Annotated in this window: 23 protein-coding genes; 11 read left to right on the top strand and 12 right to left on the bottom strand. The window is 43.6% G+C overall.

The window, feature by feature from the left end; genetic code table 11:
• Positions 1 to 989, bottom strand: a 989-nt coding sequence (ystJ, locus tag CRO17_RS15475; protein WP_097043383.1) for an NADP-dependent malic enzyme, incomplete at its 3' end; no start/stop codon positions are given.
• Positions 990 to 1,325: 336 nt separating this feature from the next.
• On the opposite strand from ystJ, the gene licT reads away from it, so the two are divergent.
• From licT to ascB, 3 genes are all read left to right on the top strand, one after another.
• Entirely contained in the window at positions 1,326 to 2,168 is an 843-nt protein-coding gene (gene licT, locus CRO17_RS15470; RefSeq protein WP_097043382.1) for a BglG family transcription antiterminator LicT, read from the top strand.
• A 188-nt stretch (positions 2,169 to 2,356) separates the two neighbouring features.
• Positions 2,357 to 4,279 carry a beta-glucoside-specific PTS transporter subunit IIABC gene (locus CRO17_RS15465; protein WP_097043381.1) on the top strand — a complete coding sequence of 641 codons (1,923 nt, stop codon included), beginning with the start codon at positions 2,357 to 2,359 and terminating at the stop codon, positions 4,277 to 4,279.
• Positions 4,280 to 4,313: 34 nt separating this feature from the next.
• On the top strand, positions 4,314 to 5,744 hold the full coding sequence (gene ascB / locus CRO17_RS15460) for a 6-phospho-beta-glucosidase (RefSeq protein WP_097043380.1): 1,431 nt from the start codon (positions 4,314 to 4,316) through the stop codon (positions 5,742 to 5,744).
• Positions 5,745 to 5,795: 51 nt separating this feature from the next.
• Here ascB and CRO17_RS15455 read toward each other — a convergent pair whose 3' ends face one another.
• Positions 5,796 to 6,539 carry an SDR family oxidoreductase gene (locus CRO17_RS15455; RefSeq protein WP_097043379.1) on the bottom strand — a complete coding sequence of 248 codons (744 nt, stop codon included), beginning with the start codon at positions 6,537 to 6,539 and terminating at the stop codon, positions 5,796 to 5,798.
• A gap of 99 nt (positions 6,540 to 6,638) precedes the next feature.
• On the bottom strand, positions 6,639 to 7,190 hold the full coding sequence (locus CRO17_RS15450; RefSeq protein ID WP_179637130.1) for a PepSY domain-containing protein: 552 nt from the start codon (positions 7,188 to 7,190) through the stop codon (positions 6,639 to 6,641).
• 179 nt (positions 7,191 to 7,369) lie between these two features.
• Here CRO17_RS15450 and CRO17_RS15445 point away from each other — a divergent pair, with 179 nt between their 5' ends.
• Positions 7,370 to 8,827: an aldehyde dehydrogenase family protein gene (locus CRO17_RS15445; protein ID WP_097043377.1), complete on the top strand. Its 1,458-nt coding sequence runs from the start codon at positions 7,370 to 7,372 to the stop codon at positions 8,825 to 8,827.
• Between the two features lie 20 nt (positions 8,828 to 8,847).
• On the top strand, positions 8,848 to 9,489 hold the full coding sequence (locus tag CRO17_RS15440) for an SDR family oxidoreductase (RefSeq protein WP_097043376.1): 642 nt from the start codon (positions 8,848 to 8,850) through the stop codon (positions 9,487 to 9,489).
• A gap of 41 nt (positions 9,490 to 9,530) precedes the next feature.
• Here CRO17_RS15440 and CRO17_RS15435 read toward each other — a convergent pair whose 3' ends face one another.
• The 4 genes from CRO17_RS15435 to CRO17_RS15420 form a co-directional block, all read right to left on the bottom strand.
• Positions 9,531 to 10,514, bottom strand: coding sequence for an LLM class flavin-dependent oxidoreductase (locus CRO17_RS15435; RefSeq protein ID WP_425444471.1), 984 nt, complete (start codon positions 10,512 to 10,514; stop codon positions 9,531 to 9,533).
• 23 nt (positions 10,515 to 10,537) lie between these two features.
• Positions 10,538 to 11,284: an NADPH-dependent oxidoreductase gene (locus CRO17_RS15430; protein ID WP_097043374.1), complete on the bottom strand. Its 747-nt coding sequence runs from the start codon at positions 11,282 to 11,284 to the stop codon at positions 10,538 to 10,540.
• 125 nt (positions 11,285 to 11,409) lie between these two features.
• Positions 11,410 to 11,709 carry a spore coat protein gene (locus CRO17_RS15425; RefSeq protein WP_097043373.1) on the bottom strand — a complete coding sequence of 100 codons (300 nt, stop codon included), beginning with the start codon at positions 11,707 to 11,709 and terminating at the stop codon, positions 11,410 to 11,412.
• A complete protein-coding gene (locus CRO17_RS15420; RefSeq protein WP_097043372.1) occupies positions 11,702 to 11,905 on the bottom strand; it encodes a hypothetical protein in 204 nt (67 codons plus the stop codon). Before CRO17_RS15420 ends, CRO17_RS15425 begins: the two co-directional genes overlap by 8 nt.
• A gap of 103 nt (positions 11,906 to 12,008) precedes the next feature.
• Here CRO17_RS15420 and CRO17_RS15415 point away from each other — a divergent pair, with 103 nt between their 5' ends.
• From CRO17_RS15415 to CRO17_RS15400, 4 genes are all read left to right on the top strand, one after another.
• Positions 12,009 to 12,239, top strand: a complete 231-nt coding sequence (locus tag CRO17_RS15415; protein WP_097043371.1) for a spore coat protein — start codon at positions 12,009 to 12,011, stop codon at positions 12,237 to 12,239.
• Positions 12,232 to 12,615: a spore coat protein gene (locus tag CRO17_RS15410; RefSeq protein WP_097043370.1), complete on the top strand. Its 384-nt coding sequence runs from the start codon at positions 12,232 to 12,234 to the stop codon at positions 12,613 to 12,615. Before CRO17_RS15415 ends, CRO17_RS15410 begins: the two co-directional genes overlap by 8 nt.
• Complete coding sequence (locus CRO17_RS15405) at positions 12,612 to 13,748, top strand: zinc-dependent alcohol dehydrogenase (RefSeq protein ID WP_097043369.1); 1,137 nt, start codon at positions 12,612 to 12,614, stop codon at positions 13,746 to 13,748. Before CRO17_RS15410 ends, CRO17_RS15405 begins: the two co-directional genes overlap by 4 nt.
• A 388-nt stretch (positions 13,749 to 14,136) precedes the next feature.
• The gene (locus CRO17_RS15400) at positions 14,137 to 14,643 is read left to right on the top strand and encodes an LURP-one-related/scramblase family protein (RefSeq protein WP_097043368.1); all 507 of its coding nucleotides are present in this window, start codon (positions 14,137 to 14,139) and stop codon (positions 14,641 to 14,643) included.
• A 30-nt stretch (positions 14,644 to 14,673) separates the two neighbouring features.
• Here the strand turns inward: CRO17_RS15400 and CRO17_RS15395 are convergent, their stop codons facing one another.
• The gene (locus CRO17_RS15395) at positions 14,674 to 16,125 is read right to left on the bottom strand and encodes an NAD(P)H-binding protein (protein WP_097043367.1); all 1,452 of its coding nucleotides are present in this window, start codon (positions 16,123 to 16,125) and stop codon (positions 14,674 to 14,676) included.
• Between the two features lie 94 nt (positions 16,126 to 16,219).
• Complete coding sequence (locus CRO17_RS15390) at positions 16,220 to 18,103, bottom strand: FUSC family protein (RefSeq protein ID WP_097043366.1); 1,884 nt, start codon at positions 18,101 to 18,103, stop codon at positions 16,220 to 16,222.
• Between the two features lie 233 nt (positions 18,104 to 18,336).
• On the opposite strand from CRO17_RS15390, the gene CRO17_RS15385 reads away from it, so the two are divergent.
• Together CRO17_RS15385 and CRO17_RS15380 are read left to right on the top strand one after the other, a co-directional pair.
• Positions 18,337 to 19,029 carry a DsbA family protein gene (locus CRO17_RS15385; protein ID WP_097043365.1) on the top strand — a complete coding sequence of 231 codons (693 nt, stop codon included), beginning with the start codon at positions 18,337 to 18,339 and terminating at the stop codon, positions 19,027 to 19,029.
• Positions 19,029 to 19,433 carry a disulfide oxidoreductase gene (locus CRO17_RS15380; RefSeq protein ID WP_097043364.1) on the top strand — a complete coding sequence of 135 codons (405 nt, stop codon included), beginning with the start codon at positions 19,029 to 19,031 and terminating at the stop codon, positions 19,431 to 19,433. Before CRO17_RS15385 ends, CRO17_RS15380 begins: the two co-directional genes overlap by 1 nt.
• Before the next feature lie 35 nt (positions 19,434 to 19,468).
• Here CRO17_RS15380 and CRO17_RS15375 read toward each other — a convergent pair whose 3' ends face one another.
• The 3 genes from CRO17_RS15375 to CRO17_RS15365 form a co-directional block, all read right to left on the bottom strand.
• Entirely contained in the window at positions 19,469 to 20,173 is a 705-nt protein-coding gene (locus CRO17_RS15375; RefSeq protein ID WP_097043363.1) for an LrgB family protein, read from the bottom strand.
• A complete protein-coding gene (locus CRO17_RS15370) occupies positions 20,170 to 20,550 on the bottom strand; it encodes a CidA/LrgA family protein (protein WP_097043362.1) in 381 nt (126 codons plus the stop codon). The genes CRO17_RS15375 and CRO17_RS15370 overlap by 4 nt, the downstream gene beginning before the upstream one ends.
• A 122-nt stretch (positions 20,551 to 20,672) precedes the next feature.
• A complete protein-coding gene (locus tag CRO17_RS15365; RefSeq protein WP_097043361.1) occupies positions 20,673 to 21,539 on the bottom strand; it encodes a LysR family transcriptional regulator in 867 nt (288 codons plus the stop codon).
• Positions 21,540 to 21,590 lie beyond the last annotated feature (51 nt).

The raw sequence follows: 21,590 nt of genomic DNA, 5'->3' as shown, positions 1-21,590 counted from the left end.
AATGCACCGCGGAAGATTCCAGGGAAGGCCAATACGTTATTCACCTGGTTCGGGAAGTCAGAACGGCCAGTACCAATAACACGAGCGCCTGCTTCTTTCGCATCGCTTGGCAAAATTTCCGGATCAGGATTTGCCATTGCAAAGATAATTGGATCTTTCGCCATTGTGCGTACGTCTTCTTTGGAAAGCAGATTTGCAAGGGATACACCGATGAACACATCCGCATCCTTGATCGCATCAGAAAGGCTTCCTTCCTGACGGTCACGGTTTGTGATTTTCGCAACGCGGTCTTTCATTTTGTTCATGCCTTCAGGGCGGCCTTCGTAGATCATCCCTTTAGAGTCACACATGATAACGTTATTTACGCCAAGGCTGTGCAGCAATTCGATAATCGCAATACCGGCAGCGCCAGCACCGTTTGCAACAACTTTGATGTTATCAAAGCTTTTGCCGACTAGTTTCAATGCGTTCAACAGACCAGCAACCGTTACGATAGCCGTCCCGTGCTGATCATCGTGGAATACAGGGATATCTGTTTCTGCTTTTAGGCGTTCTTCAATTTCGAAGCAGCGCGGTGCAGAGATATCTTCCAAGTTTACACCGCCGAACGTTGGCGCCATCAATTTCACTGTACGAACGATTTCGTCTACGTCATTTGTGTCCAGCACGATTGGGAAACTGTCCACACCTGCGAAGCTCTGGAATAGAACTGATTTCCCTTCCATAACTGGCAGGGAAGCTTCCGGACCGATGTTTCCAAGGCCAAGCACAGCAGAGCCATCGCTGACAACGGCAACCATATTGCCTTTCATTGTATATTCGTACACATCATCTTTGTTCTGATGAATTTCTTTACATGGTTCCGCTACACCTGGAGAGTAGGCAAGACTCAAATCTGTCGCGTTACGGACAGGGAATTTCGACTTCATAGTCAGTTTCCCTTTGTTTTCGCGATGTATTTTCAGTGCGTCTTCTCTTAGATTGCTCATGTTTTTCATCCCTTCATTATATGTAAATACCTTTAGTTAGATTTCTATACCAGCTTCGATTATACCTGTCTGTGAAGGAAGAAAGCGATTAATTGGCTTGTAATTCCATTTATATAACTAAACTAATTGATAGTTAAAATAAAGTAAGTGAATTGGAGCGGCTCCATATTGGATTGACGAAGAATCTGCGCTATGTTATTTTTGGATAAAGCGTTTACAATAATTGTATGTGGATTGTTACCGCAAGGCGGGCAAAACCTGAATTTGCACATGGAATCAGTTTTCATGTGTGAGTTTAGGTTTTTTATTTTTTCTTAAGGTAAAGGGGGAATAGAGATGAAAATCGAGAAAATCCTGAATAATAGTGTTGTAGTAACGAAGAACAAAACGAATCAGGAACTGGTTGTGATGGGAAAGGGATTAGCGTTTAAAAAGAAGATTGGAGATACAATAGAGGCAGCACAAATTGAGAAGAAATTCGTACTTGAAAAGTCAGCAACCACTGAGAAGCTTGAAACACTGCTGCGAGATATCTCTCCCATTTACCTGAATATAGCAGCGAAGATAGTAGAGTATGCACGCGGTCACCTTCCCTATGAATTGGACGAATATCTGTACGCCGCTTTAACAGATCATCTAAGCTTTGCTATTAGCAGAGAAAAGCAAGGAATCAAATTAAATAATCCGCTAGCTTGGGAAATTCGGAAATATTATAAACAAGAATATCAGATTGCCTGGAAAGCGCTGGATGTTATAGAAGAGGATACAGGTTACCGGCTCGGCGAAGATGAAGCGGCGTCGATTGCGTTACATCTGGTGAACAGCCAGCTAAATGGGGAGCATATGCTGAAAGCGGTACAAGTAACAGAGATTGTCAGTAATCTGCTTAACATTGTTACATATCATTTAAAAGGCAGTTTGGATGAAAACACAGTGAATTATGAACGTTTTCTGACGCATTTGCGCTTTTTTGCTGTACGGTTTTTGCGTAATGAAAGATTGTCTGATTTGGAAGAATCCTTCTTATATGAGCAAGTCCGATTAAAGTATAAATACGCATTCGAATGCACAGAGAAAATGAACATCTACCTGAAAGGTCGATTTGATTCCGGATTAACACAAGATGAACAATTGTATTTAACTGTTCATATCCACCGTCTTATTAAGCAACTCCATTAAGTAAAAATAGAAGAAATGTAAGCGTTGACATTATGATAGGGCGGTGCTATATTTTAGTTATCAGCTGAATATCCTTCGAAGGAATGTTACCTTAATAGGGCATAACCTGATTAGCTAGGCTGCACACCATTGTGCGCCTGACTGATCAGGTTTTTTATTTGCCTAATTCCAATAAAGGTGGGATTAAAATGAAGTATGAGCAATTGGCCAAACGGATTATCGAACATGTCGGCGGACGAGAGAACGTCAACAGTGTTGTACATTGCATTACGCGCTTGCGATTTAAGCTAAAAGATGAAGGTAAGGCTAATACCGAAGCACTCAAAAACATGGATGATGTTGTTACTGTTTTGAAAAGCGGCGGGCAATATCAAGTTGTTATCGGCAACCATGTGCCAGATGTATATAAAGCAGTAGCGCATGTTGGCGGATTTGCTGGCAATGAGCCATCTTCGGATAGTGAAGACAAGGATACGAATGCATTTAATAAATTTATTGATATGATTTCCAGCATTTTTACTCCGGTTCTCGGTGTACTGGCTGCAACTGGTATGATAAAAGGTTTTAATGCGCTGTTTCTAGCCTTAGGATGGCTGGATCAAGAATCCGGAACATATCAAATTCTTAATGCTGTAGGCGATGCTTTATTCTACTTCTTCCCTATTTTCTTAGGCTACACAGCTATGAAAAAGTTTGGAGGCAGTCCATTCATCGGGATGGCGATTGGTGCAGCACTTGTTTATCCGAACTTGTCTGGTCTAACAGCAGGTGATCCGCTTTATACGCTATTTAGCGGAACGTTATTTGAATCGCCAGTGCATATAACTTTCTTAGGAATTCCCGTCATTTTAATGACATATTCGTCTTCTGTAATCCCGATTATCCTAGCAACATATTTTGCTTCTAAAGCAGAAAGAGGTTTCCGGAAAATTGTTCCTGATGTTATTAAAACATTCGTTGTACCGTTTTTAACGCTGCTAATTGTGGTACCGCTTACATTTATTTTAATTGGTCCAATTGCAACTTGGGCGGGGCAGCTTATTGGGCAAGCAACAATCAGTATTTATGAGTTGAGTCCTATTATTGCAGGTTTGTTTATCGGTGGTTTCTGGCAGATATTTGTTATCTTCGGACTGCATTGGGGATTGGTGCCGATCGCAATAAACAATTTAGCTGTATATAAATCTGATCCAATCTTGGCATTATCATTTGCAGCTTCTTTCGCGCAAATTGGAGCTGTTTTGGCAGTATGGATTCGTATTAAACAGAAAAAGCTGAAAACCTTAAGTGTCCCGGCTTTTATTTCTGGTATTTTCGGTGTTACGGAACCAGCAATTTACGGTCTTACGCTGCCATTGAAAAGACCGTTTATTATGAGTTGTATCGGTGGTGCGATTGGTGGAGCTGTTCTCGGATTATCCAATACACAAGGATACATGACGGGCGGACTAGGAGTGTTTGCTATACCTACTTTCATAAGCCCTGATGGCTTCACTTTCGGATTTTGGGGTTCATTTATTGCACTAGCTGTAGCATTTACAGTCACATTTGTACTAACCATGCTGTTTGGTTTCACAAAAGAAAACAATAAACCAGATACAGTTCAAGAACCTCATACTGCACCAATTCAAAAAGAAGAAAAACTTGCTGTTGGAGATGAAGTAATTGCCAGTCCAATCCAGGGCTTTGTCGTACCTTTAGCCGATATTAAGGATGAAGCATTTGCTTCTGGTGCACTCGGAAAAGGGGTGGCAATCATTCCAACAGAAGGAAAACTGTATGCGCCAGCAGCAGGGGAGGTATCTGCATTATTCCCGACGAAACATGCAATTGGAATTACCACAGATAATGGCGCTGAAATCCTGATTCATATTGGAATGGATACAGTCCAATTGGATGGGAAGTACTTTGATGCATTCGTGAAGCAAGGAGAACGCGTGGAAAAAGGACAGTTGTTGATAGAGTTTGATTTGGAACAGATTCAGCGTGCTGGATATGATGTCGCTACTCCTGTGCTGGTGACGGATGTAAAGGATTACAACATGATTGCGGCAACAGAAGAGAAACAGATAAAATTAGGAGAACCGCTGCTTACGCTCGGCATGAGTTAATTTAGAGCTAGATAGAGAGAGGAGAGTTTCAAAGATGAGTGTATTTCCTGAAGGGTTCTTATGGGGTGGCGCTGTCGCAGCCAATCAGGTCGAAGGTGCTTACCGCGAAGGCGGAAAAGGTTTAACAACGGTGGATTTGCTGCCGATTGGAGAAAGAAGGTTTCCAATTATGCGAGGAAGTGTCGACAAACTAGAGCCAATTCCAGGGGAGAACTACCCTTCGCATGAAGCTATTGATTTTTATCATCGATACAAAGAGGATATTGCGTTGTTTGCCGAAATGGGGTTCAAGGCATTGCGCGTTTCCATTGCTTGGGCTCGAATTTTTCCACAGGGAGACGAAGCGCAGCCCAATGAAGAGGGACTGCAGTTTTATGATGACCTGTTTGATGAACTGCTGAAGCATGATATTGAACCGGTTGTAACGATGGCGCACTTTGATGTGCCGGTTCACTTGGTAGAGAAATACGGAAGCTGGCGGAATCGAGAACTTGTCTCGTTTTTTGAAACATATGCGAAAACAATCTTCTCTCGTTATAAAGATAAAGTGAAATACTGGATGACATTTAATGAAATCAACATGCTGCTGCATTTGCCCTTTATCGGGGCGGGTCTTGTATTTCAAGAAGGTGAGAACAAAAAGCAAATTCAATACCAAGCAGCTCATCATCAGTTAATTGCTAGTGCATTGGCTGTGAAAGCATGCCATGATATTATTCCAGATGCGAAGATTGGCTGTATGCTGGCAGCTGGTGCGACGTATCCGTATACCTCAAATCCGGCAGATTATATGGAAGCAATGGACCGTGATAGAGATTCCTTCTTCTTTATTGACGTACAAGCGCGTGGTGCCTATCCAAGTTATGCGAAACGCTTTTTCAAGGATAATAATATTGAGATCAAAATGGAATCTGGGGATGACGAAATTCTTCGTCACACAGTGGATTATATTGGTTTTAGCTATTATGCCAGCCGCACAGCAAGCACGGATCCTGAGGTGCTTGGAAATACGACGGCCGGAAATGTATTCGGTTCCGTAGAAAACCCGTATTTGCCGAAGTCCGAATGGGGCTGGACGATTGATCCGACAGGTTTCCGCATTACTGCGAATCAGCTTTATGATCGTTATCAAAAGCCGCTGTTTGTGGTGGAGAACGGGCTTGGTGCAGTAGATAAGGTGACGGATGAGGGGGAAGTAAAGGATAACTATCGCATTGATTATCTTCAGAAACATTTGGAGCAATTACGTGAAGCGATTGAGGACGGCGTGGATATTCTCGGATATACGAGCTGGGGACCGATTGATCTTGTGAGTGCGAGCACAGGAGAAATGAAAAAAAGATATGGTTATATTTATGTAGATAAAGATAATGATGGAAACGGTTCGCTCAATAGAATCCGTAAAAGCAGTTTTTATTGGTATAAGAAAGTTATTGCAAGCAATGGCGAAGATTTAAGTAATTAATAAAAACAGCACCTAACCAGATAATCTGGAGAGGTGCTGTTTTTATTAGAATCAGCCTTTTTGCTGTGTCGGACGAATGAGCAGTTCGTTGACTGCTACATCGTCAGGCTCACTCAATGCATAACGGACAGCTCGTGCGATACTATCTGGTGTAACAGCGGCGTTAAGCACCTCACCCATGCCTTCCCGTATTTCATCGTCTGTAATGCTATCCGGTAGTTCTGTTTTAATAGCACCTGGTGAGATGATGGTCGTGCGGATATTATTCGCTGCTTCTTCCTGGCGCAAGCCTTCTGTAATTGCCCGTACTGCAAATTTCGTTCCGGAATAGACAGCTGACCCGGGACTTGATTTGTGTCCTGCTACAGAGGATGTATTAATAATATGCCCTTGTTTTCGCTCGCGCATATGCGGCAATACAGCGGCAATGCCATATAATACACCTTTTATATTTACGTCCACCATTGTATCCCATTCGGAGATTTTCTTCTTATGCATGAAAGAGAGCGGCATTAAGCCAGCGTTGTTGAATATAGCATCAATCTGACCATACGTATCAAGTGCCAGCTGTGCCAACTGTTCGACTTCTTCCTGTTTGGTAACATCTGTTACTTGGTAGATAGCCTCTCCGCCGTTATTCTTAATCCCATTTGCCAGCTCTTGCAAACGCTCTTCCCGGCGAGCGGCAAGCACAACTTTAGCTCCATGTTCTGCCAATTCTTTTGCTGTAGCCTCACCGATACCGCTTGATGCGCCTGTAATGATGACAACTTTACCTTGGATATTTTCACTCATAAATAGATTGCTCCCTTCAGGTTATCATTCTTCTTATCTATAACCCATTTATCAATCCCAAAACATAAAAAGAGCCTCCTAAAAGGAGACTGTTGGGTATTAGTCGTCATCACCATCGTCATCTTGATCATCATCCATTTCTTTCTCTGTGTACGTTACTTCGCCTGTTTCCGCATCAATTGTTACTTCAATCTCTTCTTTGCCGTTACGAAGCTCAACTTCATATTCCAACTTGCCATCGTCTTCATCAAGGCTGATATCAGTTAGTGTAGCACCTTTCTCTTGAGCCAGAGCTGTTTCGGCTGCCGTCTTGATGTCAACTTTAGGCTGTGATACTTGATTATTGTCATCATCGTTATCGTTGTCTTTTTTTGCGTCCACAGTGCCGTCATCCGCATTTACACGAAGGTCGTATTCGACTTTGTCATCATGTATGTCTACCTCATAATAAGCCTTCCCGTTCTGTGAATCGAGCTCAACACTTGTGATGGTTCCAGCTTGCTCTTTACTAGCGTTATCAATTGCGTGATTCAAATCTACTTTTGTATCAGTCGGTACGTTGTCATCGGCACTTACATGATGATAGCCAAACCCTAATCCTGCTGCCAATACCACTGCTAACCCGCTTGCTGCTAAATTTTTCTTTTTCATTTTATCCATCTCCTTGTTTGTTGTTATAGTTCTACTATATCCAAAGCTTCTGAGAGCAGCATGAAGCGAAAATTAGAAAACACTGAGAAAAGAAGAAAACCTTTCACAGACTGTTTGTTTCATCTTGCACATAACGGGAAAAGTCTCTAAGTCGAGACAAATCCCAAGGAGGCGTTAACATGAAACAGCAATTTGACTTACTTTATATAAATGGCGAATGGCGAAAAGGGAATAGTAAACAGACGTTTGAAAATGTAAATCCTTACAATGGAGAGACGCTGTTTACAATCCAAGGTGCAAGTGAAGAAGACGTAGATGAAGCTTACCAGGCAGCAGCCCGAGCTCAGAAGGAATGGGCAGAGCAGCCGCCGCAAGTGAAGAGAGGTCTAATAGAAAAGGCAGTTCAAATTATGGAAGAAGAAAAAGAGCTGTATATTGAATGGCTTATCAAGGAAGCGGGCAGTACTTACCGAAAGGCTGTCGGTGAATTAACAACTGCGATTAATTTCATGAAAGAAACGGCTTCTTATCCAAACCGGATGAAAGGGGAAGTATTTTTGTCCCACGTTCCTGGTAAAGTCAACAAAGTGTATCAAGAGCCGCTTGGTGTAGTCGGCGTTATCAGCCCTTGGAATTTCCCGCTGCATTTAACAATGCGCTCTGTTGCGGCAGCATTAGCAACAGGGAATAGTGTTGTTATTAAACCATCTAAAGATACAACTGTAACAGCGGGATCATTAGTTGCAGCTGTATTTGAAGAGGCAGGAGCGCCGAAAGGACTAATCAATTTAGTGAGTGGCAAGAGTTCGGAAATTGGCGATGCCTTCGTGAAGCACCCAATCCCAAGAATGATTTCCTTTACTGGTTCTACGGGAGTTGGAAAGCATATCGCAGCACTTGCGGCTGGTGAATTGAAAAGTACAGCACTGGAGCTGGGCGGCAATAACGTCCTCATCGTAATGGAAGACAGCAATATTGACGCAGCAGTTGAATCCGCTGTTTATGGGAAATTTTATCATCAAGGACAAGTTTGTATCGCCCTGAATCGTATTCTTGTCCAATCCTCCGTAGCGGAAGAGTTCACGAGCAAGTTCGTTGAAAAAGTGAAGGAACTGCGATACGGTGATCCTGCAGATGAAAGCACCCAAGTAGGTCCAATTATAAACGAGCAGCAAGTGGACAGCATAAAAGAGCAGCTGCAGCGCGCAATTGATGCCGGTGCAAACGTCCTAACTGGCGGTAATTGGGATGGCAATGTTTTAGAGCCTACTGTCGTCAATAAAGTGGACAATCAGTCTCCGCTCGCAGCAGAAGAGATATTCGGACCAATTGCCCCAATTATTACGTTCGAAACAGAAGACGACGCAGTGGCGATGGCAAATGCGCATCCGTACGGTCTTTCTGGTGCGGTACACTCCGCAGTCGGTCGTGGGGAACAGATTGCGCGCCAGATTGAAACAGGTATGATTCACGTGAACGATCAAAGTATCAATGATGAACCGCAAGCGCCATTTGGCGGAGTGAAGCAGTCAGGTCTCGGCCGTTTTAACGGGAAGTGGGCACTAGAAGAATTCACGGAAACCAAATGGATTGGCGTACAAAATGAACGCACGGATTATGACAGCTTTTTAAAATAATACAGAAATGAGGGATTCGCATGAGTAACGTATTTATTATTGGAGCAAACGGTAAAGTAGGTAAAAATCTAGTTAATGTATTGAATGAAAAGAAAGAGCACGAAGTCTCCGTTGGTTTGCGCAAGAAAGAGCAATTTGAATACTTTGAAGAAAAAGGTGTAAAACCGGTGCTTCTAAACCTAGAAGATAACTTAGACGCGATTACAGACGCCATTAACGGTTCTGATGTCGTTGTATTCACAGCAGGTTCTGGCGGCAGCACGGGTCCGGATAAAACATTAACAATTGACTTGGATGGGGCAGCTAAATCCGTAGAAGCTGCTGAGAAAATCGGAGCAAAACAGTTTATTATGGTCAGTGCAATCCATGCTGATGCACCTGAACACTGGACAGAAGACATGAAGCCTTATTATATTGCGAAGCATTATGCGGACAACATCATTCAAGATAGCAAGCTTAACTATACCATTCTTCGTCCGGGCGGTTTATCAGATGAAGCAGGAACGGGGAAAGTAACAACTGACCCATCCGGTTTCAAGACAACAATGATTCCGCGGGAAGATGTAGCGCGTGCGATTGAAGCTGCTATCGGTAATGAGAAGGCGGAAAATAAGATTGTTTCCTTGTTAGCTGGAGATACGCCAGTTGAAGAAATTTATTAAATAAAAAAGGGATGCCCGCGGGCATCCCTTTTTCTAATACTTTACCAAAGCTCAGATAGCAATGTATAACTCTTTCTGCGCTTCTCTTGATCATGAATATCTGATGTAACAATAAGTTCATCAAACTGTGTTTTCGCATGGAAAGCTTCCAATTCATTCGCCACTTTTTCTTTATCTCCGACGAAGGAGTAAGTCAGTGTGTTGGTAACATGAAGTTTCTCCTGCTCGTTCCAAATATGATCCATGCTTTCAACGGGTGCTGTGGATGCTCCAGAACGGCCCCGAATGATGCCCAGGAATTTCTGTTTCAGGGTTGTTGATAGAAATTCTGCTTCTTCATTCGTATCTGCGACAACGGCATTTACTGTTACCATTGCATACGGTTTGTCCAAGTATGCAGATGGCTGGAATCGCTCGCGGTAAAGCCTGAGTGCATTGTGCAGCTCACCGGGTGCAAAGTGACTTGCGAATGCGAAAGGCAATCCGAGCATAGCAGCAAGCTGTGCACTAAATGTACTGGAGCCTAGTAGGTAGACTGGTACATGCGTTCCGTGACCAGGGTGTGCTTTAATTGGCAGATTGTCGTCACCAAGGTATTGCAGCAGCTCTTGCACATCTTCCGGGAATTTTTCTGCACTTGTATGTGCATCACGACGTAAGGCGCGGCTTGTCATAAAGTCTGTGCCAGGTGCACGTCCGAGGCCAAGGTCAATACGATCTGAATACATCGTTGCCAACGTTCCAAACTGCTCAGCTACAATGAGCGGTGCATGGTTTGGCAGCATAACACCGCCGGAACCCACGCGGATTGTGGAGCTATGGCTGGCAAGGTAGCCAATCAATACGGCAGTAGCGGAGCTTGCGATTGTCGGCATATTGTGGTGCTCGGCAACCCAGTAACGTTTGTAACCCAATTTTTCAGTATGCTGAATTAGCTGTTTACTGTTTTCAAAGGCTTCTTTTGGTGTTTGATTATCTGGTACGGGTGATAAGTCTAAAACCGATAAAGGTGTTCTGGTCATCATGTATTCTTCCTCTCTCGAACTTCTTATTTATAATCGTATCCGTTCTGTTTCAGAACATCAGTTACTTTTCCGTAATCTTTGTAACGGTCAGCATAGAAGGCTGCCACGCGTTCTGACCAAGGATGCGTTTTTGTTTCACCAGTCCGGGCTTTGATGGCTTCTTGCTGTTTTTTGTCCATTTCTTCCACAGCTTGCTGCTGGTTGTGTGTGTATGTTTCTTTATGATAAAAAGCTTCGAGCGGAATGCGCGGGCTTTGCGGCGGCAGCGGATCTGCTGGGTGCCCGATTGCTAAGCCAGATACAGGAAAAGCAAGTTCCGGCAGCTCAAGCAGTTCAGAAATTTCAGCAGGGCTTCGTCGGACACCGCCAATTGGAACGGTTCCAAGCCCGATAGATTCGGCGGCAGCAACAGCTGTTCCAAGTGCGATGCCAACATCGGCAGCACCAATCATTACAGCTTCGATGTTCTCCATAACTTCAAGCTTCTTGTCGTGTATGTCAGCTGCGTGTTTGTTACGGCTGTAGTCCATGCAGAAGACTAAAAATGCAGCAGCATCATCGATGTGCTTCTGATTGCCGGAAAGTTCCGCGAGCTTGCGCTTTCTTTCCTCATCTGTCACAACAACTACTGATACTTGCTGGCCATTGATCCAGTTGGGAGCTTGAATTGCCGCTTTCATAATGGCATCAAGCTGTTCTTGTGTTAATTTTTTATTTGTAAAGGTTCGTACAGAACGGTGCTGGTGTAATTGATTGATTATATCGTTCATAATAGCCTCCTATTCTTCATGCCATGTACATGCGCTACAGATTATTATACGTAGGTGAAAGAAAGGAAAGCAAAGAAACAGCTTATAAGCAGAAAGCACGAGCGCTAAGCTCGTGCTTTTCTGTTTCAATCTTTGTTCAATGTCAGCACTGTCTCGGCAGTTTCATTTAATACATGAATCTGCTGTTCCGGTGTTTGCGGATAATAATAGCCATGTTCCATCATATAGCTGAAAACACGCTCATGCTGCTCAATATGTGCATGCAGCTTCAATTTTAAATTGCTGCGCAGCTGTTCATTTGCTGTTTCGTTAATTGCCTTCGCAGTATTAATAATAGCAGTCTTCACTGTCACTAATAAGTCTGTCACAATCACTTGGTCGGTAACTTCCCGGGCAGATCCGAGTATTTCCGTAAGCTTATCCATGCTGTTCCTCCTGATTCAGAAAGCGCTGCAGCATATGAATGTGACGCTTGTCGGCATCTGCCTGCACTTTCAGTAAGTGCTTCAAGCCATCATCTTTGGCTAAAAATTGCATGCCGGAAGACTTTGTCAGCGATAAACAAGCTGTATTCAATAACTCCATCGCCTCCATCGTTTCGTGGATACCGGATTGATGCATAGAAACGCCTCCTTTTCCGATATTTTGTGAGAAACAGGCAGCTTTATACATACATAAATTCGCCTTGCAAGGAGAAGCTGAAATAAGATAAGGAGGCAGAAAAATGACCGATAATCAGCATTTAGCACCGCATGAAACGATGGAAGTACATGAGCTGCTTAACTTCAAAACAACTTCTGTTATGAAGTCAAAATTCCTGCAAGGTATCGTTTTTGATCATAAAATTAAACAGTTGATGGAAAAAGATGTGGAAGCTTCTGTACGTCAAATCCGTGATCTGGAGGAATTGTATGCAAAGTCAATGCTTTTAGAGGAGGGTGAAACGGATGCGTGATTACCTGGATCCGGAAAACGCCAAAGGTATGCCCGATTTAATGGATTCGGCCATCTGTACAGAAATGCTTATCACCGCCAAGTCAGCAGTAAATAACTATGCGATTGCGATTACCGAAGCGGTGCATCCTGAATTGAGACAAACATTGGTGCGCCATCTTGACGAAGCAATCGACATGCAGGGTGCAATCTCTGCCTTAATGGCCCAGCACAATTGGCTGTTTCCTGCTGACCCGAAAGCACAGTATCCATTTGACCGAAAAGCTGCCAATACAGCAATTGACGTTGTAAGTATGGACTTGTTTCCGTATGATACAGACCGCTTAGGTATGTTCGCCACACCGACCAATACCGAATCGAAGGAGAATCAGCAATGAAGGCAGTTACGTATCAAGGGATAAAGGATATTCGTGTAAAAGAAGTAAAAGCACCATCAATAAAAAAGCCGGATGACATTATTATCAAGCTGACAGCCTCCGCCATTTGCGGCTCGGATCTGCATTTGCTCCACGGCATGATGCCGAACCTGCCAGAAAATTATATTATTGGGCATGAGCCAATGGGTATTGTAGAGGAGGTAGGGCCAGAAGTAACCAAGGTGAAAAAAGGGGATCGAGTTGTTATTCCATTCAACGTCAGCTGCGGCGAATGCTTCTTTTGTGAGCATCATTTAGAAAGTCAATGCGATAACAGCAACCCGAACGGCCAAATGGGTGCTTACTTTGGGTATTCAGATAATGCAGGCGGTTATCCGGGGGGGCAGGCAGAATACATGCGCGTGCCTTATGGGAATTTTGTTCCTTTCAAAATACCAGAAAGTTCAGAGGTAGCGGATGAGCAGCTTATTTTATTAGCAGACGCGGGATCGACTGCTTTTTGGTCGGTTGATAATGGCGGCGTGAAGCCAGGTGATACAGTCATTATCCTGGGCTGCGGACCGGTCGGCTTGCTGGCGCAGAAGTTCGCTTGGATGAAAGGTGCCAAACGCGTCATTGCGGTCGATTATATCGATTATCGGCTGCAGCATGCGAAACGCACCAATAATGTGGAAGTAGTCAATTTCGAGCAGCATGAGAATTCAGGCGAATATTTGAAAGAAATTACCAAGGGCGGCGCAGACGTTGTGATTGATGCTGTAGGTATGGACGGCAAAATGACACCGATGGAATTTATCGGGACTGGGCTAAAGCTTCAAGGCGGAGCACTCAGCGCCTTTGTTATGGCAGCCCAATGTGTCCGCAAAGGCGGTACCATCCAAGTGACAGGAGCATACGGCGGCAGGTACAATGCTTTTCCGTTCGGTGATATATTCCAGCGCAACGTCACGATAAAAACCGGACAAGCACCAGTCATTCACACCATGTCGTATTTGCACGGTTTGATGCAGGATCGAAAAATTGATCTGAGTGATATTGTGACGCATATTCTGCCGCTGGATCAAGCAAAGGAAGGCTATGAGAAATTTGATACGAAAACGGATGGCTGTATCAAAGTTATTTTAAAACCATAAAAGCACCCGGCGGGGTGCTTTTTATTATGCCAATTTATCAATCCACAGCTTCCGAAAATTCGGGTGTCCGAAACCTGTCAGCTTCAAATCCTGCAGGAGGGCAGTGTGCGTTCTTTCTTTTTGGATGGACTGCGGCTGGTCAGGCTCTTAACGGTAGAAAATATTATTGATTGTTCTGTTTATAGGACTGGTTACCAATCTGATTAAGGGGTGCAATAAACGGCTCGTTATGTATATCGGTTTTGCTTTGTTTGGGTTAGGAATTGCTATGATAGCTGGAAAGCCCGGGTCGTGCGGCGATAAAGGGAAATCTAAACTTATTTAAAAATGGAAAAAAAGCTGCCGTATCTTCGTAATAAAGTGAATAGCATGATAACGGAGGTGCAGCATGGGCACATATTATATCAAACAAAAGGTCTTCAGCTTTAAAGATAGCTTTTCTGTTTTTGATGCAGAACAACAGGAGATTTATCGGGTGACATCCAAGCTTTTCTCGATGCAGGATCGTTTGACGATAACGGATTTGAAGGATAATCCGCTTGTTGAAATTAAACAGAAACTCGCCTTTTGGAAGCCTAAATATGTAATTGAAGAAAACGGGAAACAAGTAGCTGAAGTAACGAAAAATTTCACATTCTTTAAAGCGAATTTTTCCCTGCAGCCGCAGAACTGGACATTGGTTGGAGATGTTTGGTCCCGTCAGTATACGTTAGCTGATGAGAATGGTCCGTTGATGCGTGTGAATAAAAAGTGGCTCTCATGGGGAGATACGTACGAGCTGCAGATGGAAGACGAGACGCGTCTGCTTACGTATATAGCCATCATGATTGTACTGGATATGGTGCTCCATAACGATAATAACGGATTCTCATTTGATGGCGGCGGTGGAGAATAAAAAAGGCAGCACGTGATGTGCTGCCTTTTTTTAGTGCTGTCCAGCTAGTTTCCGGGCAGAGGGGGCGGGTTCTCTTTGGTTAATTAGCTTTTCTAGATGTCTCCGGTAAAGGAACATAACAATCATATGAATTGGTGCTTGTGTATATTTATATACAATCCAAGGCAGAGCCGGAAGGTATTCGTGTATCGCCACAATAATCTCTTGCTTGCCTGGTATTTGGCGAAATTCAATTCGTCCTTGCTGGCTTTCTTTTGCGTTGGCAAACAGTCCGCCAGTTATATAGTACAGTGCGCGATGCGAAGTACTTCTTTCTTTTGCATAAGATAAGATCAGCAATGGCTTTTGCATGAATGACAGATAGATTTTGCAATTCAGCTGCTCATCCACTTCCGTTCGTACAAAGGGCCGCAGTGACTCGGAAACCCAATTCATATAATGTCTTGCAGCCCAGCCGGCATCCTTGCCGGAAGGGAGCGGCATACGCTGAACAGATCGGACATCTTGTCGCGGCGGAAGAGAAGGGATTTTAGGTTTCTTGCTCGAAGAACTTATGCTTTGCGCTTCTTCTTTCAGTGCCTGTTTGGCTGCTTTCTCAAATGTTACCCTGCCATCGCTGATTCCTTCTGCGTAGTGAGACTTGCTCGCAACCATTGGGTGAGACAAGCTCTCAATCAAAGGGTATACGGTTTCCTTTGGCATGCCGCTAACGAGGGAAACCCACAGGCGTGAGAGATTTACAGTAGGGAAGGGAACATTAACACTGCGAAAGTTCTTGCCCATAACATGTGCGAGGTTTTGGAGTAACTCTTTGTATGTCATCACTTCGGGTCCGCCAACGTCAATTGCTTTATTATCCACATCGCGATTCCCGACACTCTTCTGTAATGCGGTTAGTACATCAGCTAAAGCAATAGGATGTGTCTTCGTTCTTGTCCAGCTTGGCAGGATCATGACAGGCAGCCGATTCACTAACTTTTCCGCAATTGGAAAAGACGAACCTTTCGGGCCGACAATCAGACCTGCCCTTATAGTAGTTACAGGAACGCCATAAGATCCAAGAATCTTTTCTACTTCCAGTCTGCTGCGAAGGTGGCGCGAAAGCTTCTCCTCTGGCGGGATAATTCCACTTAAGTAGACGATTTGCTTAATGCCATTCTTTTTCGCTGCTTGAGCAAAGTTATCTGCAAGAATAACATCCATATCTTCAAAACTAGCTTGTGTTAGTTTTGCGGATGGTTTCATAGAATGAACAAGATAGACAGCAATGTCTGCTCCTTTCAGTCCTTTTTCTGTATCCACTTGGGAGAATAAATCGCATGACCGCCATGTGACTTGTTCTGTATTTTCCCGCTTATCGCCGCTGCGTGACAGCGCAATGATATCAAAGCTTTTTTTCAGTTTTTCCAAAAGGCGGCTCCCTATATAGCCGCTTGCTCCTGACAAAGCAACAACTGGCCGTTTTTTCTGTTCTGTCCGCATCTTATATTTCGCTCCTGTCTTCTTGGTTCTTGTCTTAAAGATACCCTTCTTCTGGCTGGTTGTAACACAAAAGACCTCCTCTGAAAAGAGAAGGTCAGCTTGGTGCGAGCGTAGGTTTATTCGCTGCTGTATATAGTTGTGCCAGGACAGTCTGAAGCTGATTCAATTCTTGCTGCAAATCAAGTTCGCTGTACGCTTGCAGAGCTGCAGGCTGTTTCGTGTGAAGGATGGTCAGTAAGTTCCCAAGCTGGTTTTGCAACGCATCATACTGCGCATCAGATAGCGTTTCGTTCCGTTTCTGGAAAGCCATAAGCAAATAGCCTGCGTGCTGTGTGTGCATAATAGCTGGCCAAAGAATTTCTGCGTGCTGTTGGGAAGCAGAAAAATCTCCAAGGCTTCGTTCATATGCAGCGCGCAATCCTATCAGACTGTTTGTTAGTTTTTTCATCTGTTTTCGTTCTTGCTTATCTGTATGAATGGCGTGAAGCAGCTCTTGCATATGCTGTATGGTGTCTTTTAGTAAAAATGGCAAGAAGCGAGAGTGAATACCTCTCCAAAAAAGCAAGACAGCTGTGATCGCAATGATGCTGCCGAAAATTGTATCGACAACTCTGGCTGTCACAAAATAACTAATTGCATTGCCGGGATTCATTGTTTCCACGATGATCAGCACAAGTGGTGCAATAAACATGTTGGCAAAGACATAGTTTCTTACAATAGATAATTCCACGCAAAGCTGCAATATACCAACAGCAGCAATTAAGTAGTAGCCTGACGGTTCTAGTGACAAAATCAGCCCCCCAATTAAGGTGCCGACAATCGTACCAAGCGACCGCTGGATTGCCCGGTGGATCGTAAGGGTTGTATTAGCGCCGATCAGTACAGCTGCACACGCTACAGGCACCCAATAGGGGCGGTTGAATCCTAAACTATGTGCCAGCAGGGAGGCAATCATGATAAACAGTCCGTAAAACATAGCATGCCGGACAGTGAGATTGGTAAACGAGATACCGCTGACAAGCACCCTCCAAGCAGATTCTGTTTTAACTGAGGTGGATCCTTCTGCTTCCTGCTGCGAGGCTAACGCATAGGCCTGCTCTACTTCCAGCTGAAGCGTTTTTAACGATTCACAGGAGGTGTTATGTGCTGGCCAATTTCCTTTTGCATCTTCTATTGCATCTATTACAGCGTGGAGCTGTGCTTCAATCGGTTTCAGCTGTTCTGATGTCAAATTAGCGTTTTTGAGCTGCGTCATTGTATGGAAGATATCTGTCGCAAGCTCGTGCAAGTGCAGTGTGCTTGGCTTTCGTTTACTGCCATAAATAATGCGGTCGGCTTGCTTTAATGTCAGAACAGTTACATGCTGCATCTGATAGAAGGATGGTGTTCCAATAGCTTGCAGCATCGCCATCAGCTGACGATAAGATTTTACAATAACTTGTTTTTCATGATTCTTTTTTGCCCAAAGCCAGCTGGACATTGCAAGCAGCCAGGAAAGTGCTCCGCCAAGTAAGACGTAAAAACCTCTTTCCCAGGCACTTTGCGGATCAACTGGCAATCCTGTGGCCAAGCAGAAGATGAGGACAAAGAACATAGGGCCGGGTATAACAAGCTGGAAGGTGTTCAAGACATAAAAGGCGATTACACCGATGACTCCAGCAACAATGGATAAGGTGAACATAAACGGTGCAAGTAATGTTCCAAGAACCATGGCAATTGTAAGGCAGACAGCAACTGCAGCCAGTTTCTTGGCGCGTTGTTTATAAGTTTCTGCACCTATATATAGGAAAGTGAAAGCGCCAAGTGCAGCGGAGAACCCATGGATAATATCGCCGAGCAGCAAGCCGATTAATATCGGCAAACAAGTGGCGAGACCAGATCCAATTGCTCTGTTCCAAGGGAATGCTGCTGATCGGACACGCAGAGCATCGCGAAGTGCAAGTCGTGTTGGTGCTTGTGGCAATTGATATTCTTTCATATAAAATCCCTTCTTTACTAACCATAATCCCTATAGAAAAAGGGCTTAATCAGAACTATTATATTGTAATGCAATTCACAAACTAATTCAATCGAGTGAAGTAAATAGAGGTGGTTCTGTAAAGTGAATCCTTTAATCAAAATGATTGCAACGCGTTCATTTTTACTTTTTAATGTTATGATAATAGGTATACAAGAAATTTATTATTGCGCTAATAAAGGAGCGATAGTTAAATGTCGAAAAAGAAGAAACCAGCAGGCAATACACCGCAGGCCGCTTCCAAAACATCCAAAGTCATTGTATGGATCGTACTGGCAATTGTCTTATTGGTTGTTGCATTGGTACTGATAAATTCTTACACAGGATCATCTAGTGACGAAGCAAAGGGAATTAGTTACGAAAATCAGCCAGTCTTCGGCGATGAAAATGCGCCGGTCAAAATAGTGGAATTCGGTGACTATAAATGTATCCATTGTCAGGACTTCCACGATCGTAACTTCCCGGTTATTGATCAAGAATTGATCCAAACCGGCAAAGCGAGCTTTTACTTTATGAATATGCCGATTATTAATCAGCAATCAAATGAAGCCGCGCATTTTGCAGAATCTGTTTACCAAGTGCTTGGAGATGATGTATTCTGGGACTTTCATGATGCATTATACGAAGAGGACTTGAACACAGCATTCTCTGAAGAACTGTTTATGGACAAGCTCCGTAATATTGTCAGCACAGAAGAAGCTGAAGAAGTGCTGCATGTGTATCAGGAGGATGGAACCGAGGACGCGGTTAAATCAGACAAAGAGACGGCAGCAGATCTCGAAGTCAAAGGCACTCCTACTATATTTGTAAACGGAAAACTATTCGAAGGCGAAGACATGAATGACTTGATAGAAATGGTGAACAAGGAAACACAGGGGGCAAATTAATGAATAAAAGCCTCCTCATTGCTTGGATAGCTGCGCTGCTTGCTACATTGGGCAGCCTCTATTTCAGTGAAATTATGAAATTCGTTCCATGTACACTATGCTGGTACCAGCGGATTCTGATGTACCCAATGGCTATTATTCTAGGTATCGCATTTTACAAAAATGATTTGCGAATCTATCAATATACATTGCCGCTTAGTATCCTGGGATTTCTGATTTCTGGGTATCACTATCTGCATCAAAAAGTACCTGCTCTGCAGGACGCTAGTCTTTGTTCAAGTGGTGTGCCTTGTTCCGGTTATTATATCAACTGGCTCGGGTTCATTACGATTCCATTGCTGGCTTTTACTGCATTTACGATTATCACAATCTGTTTGTTTGTCTTGCGCAGTAAGCGTGCATAAATAAAAGCATTTGCCGATCTGGCAAATGCTTTTTCTTATAATATAGTGATTTGCAGTAAGGATGGAATGAGCAGTCCTGCCCAGACCAATGTCATACCAGCAGCCATAATCATTCCAATGGTAGAGAAAGTTCCTTCTTGTTCTCCGTACTCCATGGCTTTATTTGTACCTACACCGTGCGCTCCCATGCCGAGCGCCAGCCCGCGGGCGACGGGTGATTTGAGGGCCATAAGGCGAATGACGTAAGGGCCGATGATGCCGCCTATTACACCAGTGACAATCACAAATACCGTTGTCAGTGTTGGTAAGCCGCCAATCGTTTTTGATACTTCAATCGCAATAGGTGTTGTAATAGACCGAGGCAGAATACTGATGAGCAGATCGCCGTTGAAATGTAAGACGAGACTAAGCAGTAAAGAAGACCCAATCGCTACGAGTGTTCCAGCCGCAATACTGGTTAAGATAATCGTAATGTTTTTTCGTAACAGCGGTGCGTGTTTATAAATGGGTATGGCGAATGCAACCGTTGCAGGTCCGAGCATATGTGTCCAAAGGCTGGATGATAATGCATAATCACTGGGCTGCAAGGAAGACAACTGAATGATAGCAATCAAAATCAACGGACACAGCAGCAGCGGGTGAAAGAATGGCAGCGGCCATTTTTTATAAACAACCTTTGATGCGCGATAGATAACATAGGTTACAATCGTGCCGATTAAAATGATTAGCGCAGTTGTCATGAATGATGCTCTCCTTTCCTTTTTCGTCGGTACAGTCTTTCGGCAGTAAACCCAGTAGCGGCCATCACGATGAAGGTGCTGACCAGAATTAGCAGCAGCGTCTCCAGTCCTTGCCAGTTTAGAATCTCTTTGTAATTCAGAATACCAACAGCTGAAGGGACAAAGAAAAGCAGAAGTTCAGCTAACAGCCAGCCCCCTGCTTTTTCAATCCACTCCAACTTGACGATACCTGCAAACAAGCTTAGTAATAATAAGACCAGACCTACAATGGAGCCTGGTACCGGAAGTGATAATATATGTGCTAAGCCGACACCGGCAAAATAAAATACGTGAATGAGCGCTAGCTGAGAAAGGATGGTAATAGTTTTACGAACCATGAATCTTCCTCCTAACGGAAATTATCGATATCTTTTTTATTGATAACTCCATCATACTGCTGCATCACGTATTCGTAAAATACATATATCTTATAGTATATATAACTTACAGTTATATTGGATTACAGGAAGAACTCAATGAACCTTCTGCCTGCATAAGAAATATACTTCTCCTTTTTCGTAATAATAGCCAGATTCCAAGGGATAGAAGGTGTTAAATCAATAATACGTATATCTGCATTGTACGTACGATTGCAAATTGACTCTGGGAGTACGCTGACGCCTAAATTAGCCGCTACCATTTCACTGATAAAATCCCATTGCGCACTTTTAAAGAGAATATGAGGTTCAAACCCTTCTTCAATACAACGTTTTCGCATAATATCGTGCAGCGCAAACTCCTCGTTATAGAAGATAAAGTCTTCATTCCTTAACTCTTTTAATTCAACAAGATTTCGATCCGCCAGCGGGTGCTCCCGATGAACCATCAGCTTCATTTCTTCTTCGACTATCGGATAATAATTAAACTCTTTCGCATCTATTGGCATCACAGCGACACCTAGCTCGAATTCTCCTTCATCAACAGCTTTCACGACGCGAGCTGCGCCGTATTCGGTTATATTGATTGTGACATTTGGGTATGTCTGATGGAAGCGAGCCATTACTTTTGGAAAGAAGAGACTTCCGATAATCGGCGGAATACCAATTGTGACAGCTCCCTGCTGTAAGTCAGTAAGATCTTGGAGAGTCGTCTGCATTTCATCTAATTGTGCAAGTACTTGCTGGCTGTACGTATAAACAACTTTACCGGCATCTGTTAAAGTGCTTGATTTGTTCGAACGTTTGAACAATGTGATGCCCAATTCCTCTTCCAGACTTTTGATGGTCTTGCTTAGTGCTGGCTGGGAGATATGCAAGTTTTCTGCTGCTTTCGTGAGTCTCTTTTGTTTTACAATTTCGACTAGATAGCGTAGCTGGCGCAATTCCATGTTAATTCCGTCCTTTCTTTTGTTCTAGTATACCCATTTCTGCTGCGGAGA

The sequence above is a fragment of the Terribacillus aidingensis genome (assembly GCF_900215625.1).
GTDB classification, from domain to species: Bacteria; Bacillota; Bacilli; order Bacillales; family Amphibacillaceae; genus Terribacillus; species Terribacillus aidingensis.
The sequence above is the reverse complement of the archived record's forward strand: the minus strand, read 5'-3'. Positions and strand labels throughout refer to the sequence as shown.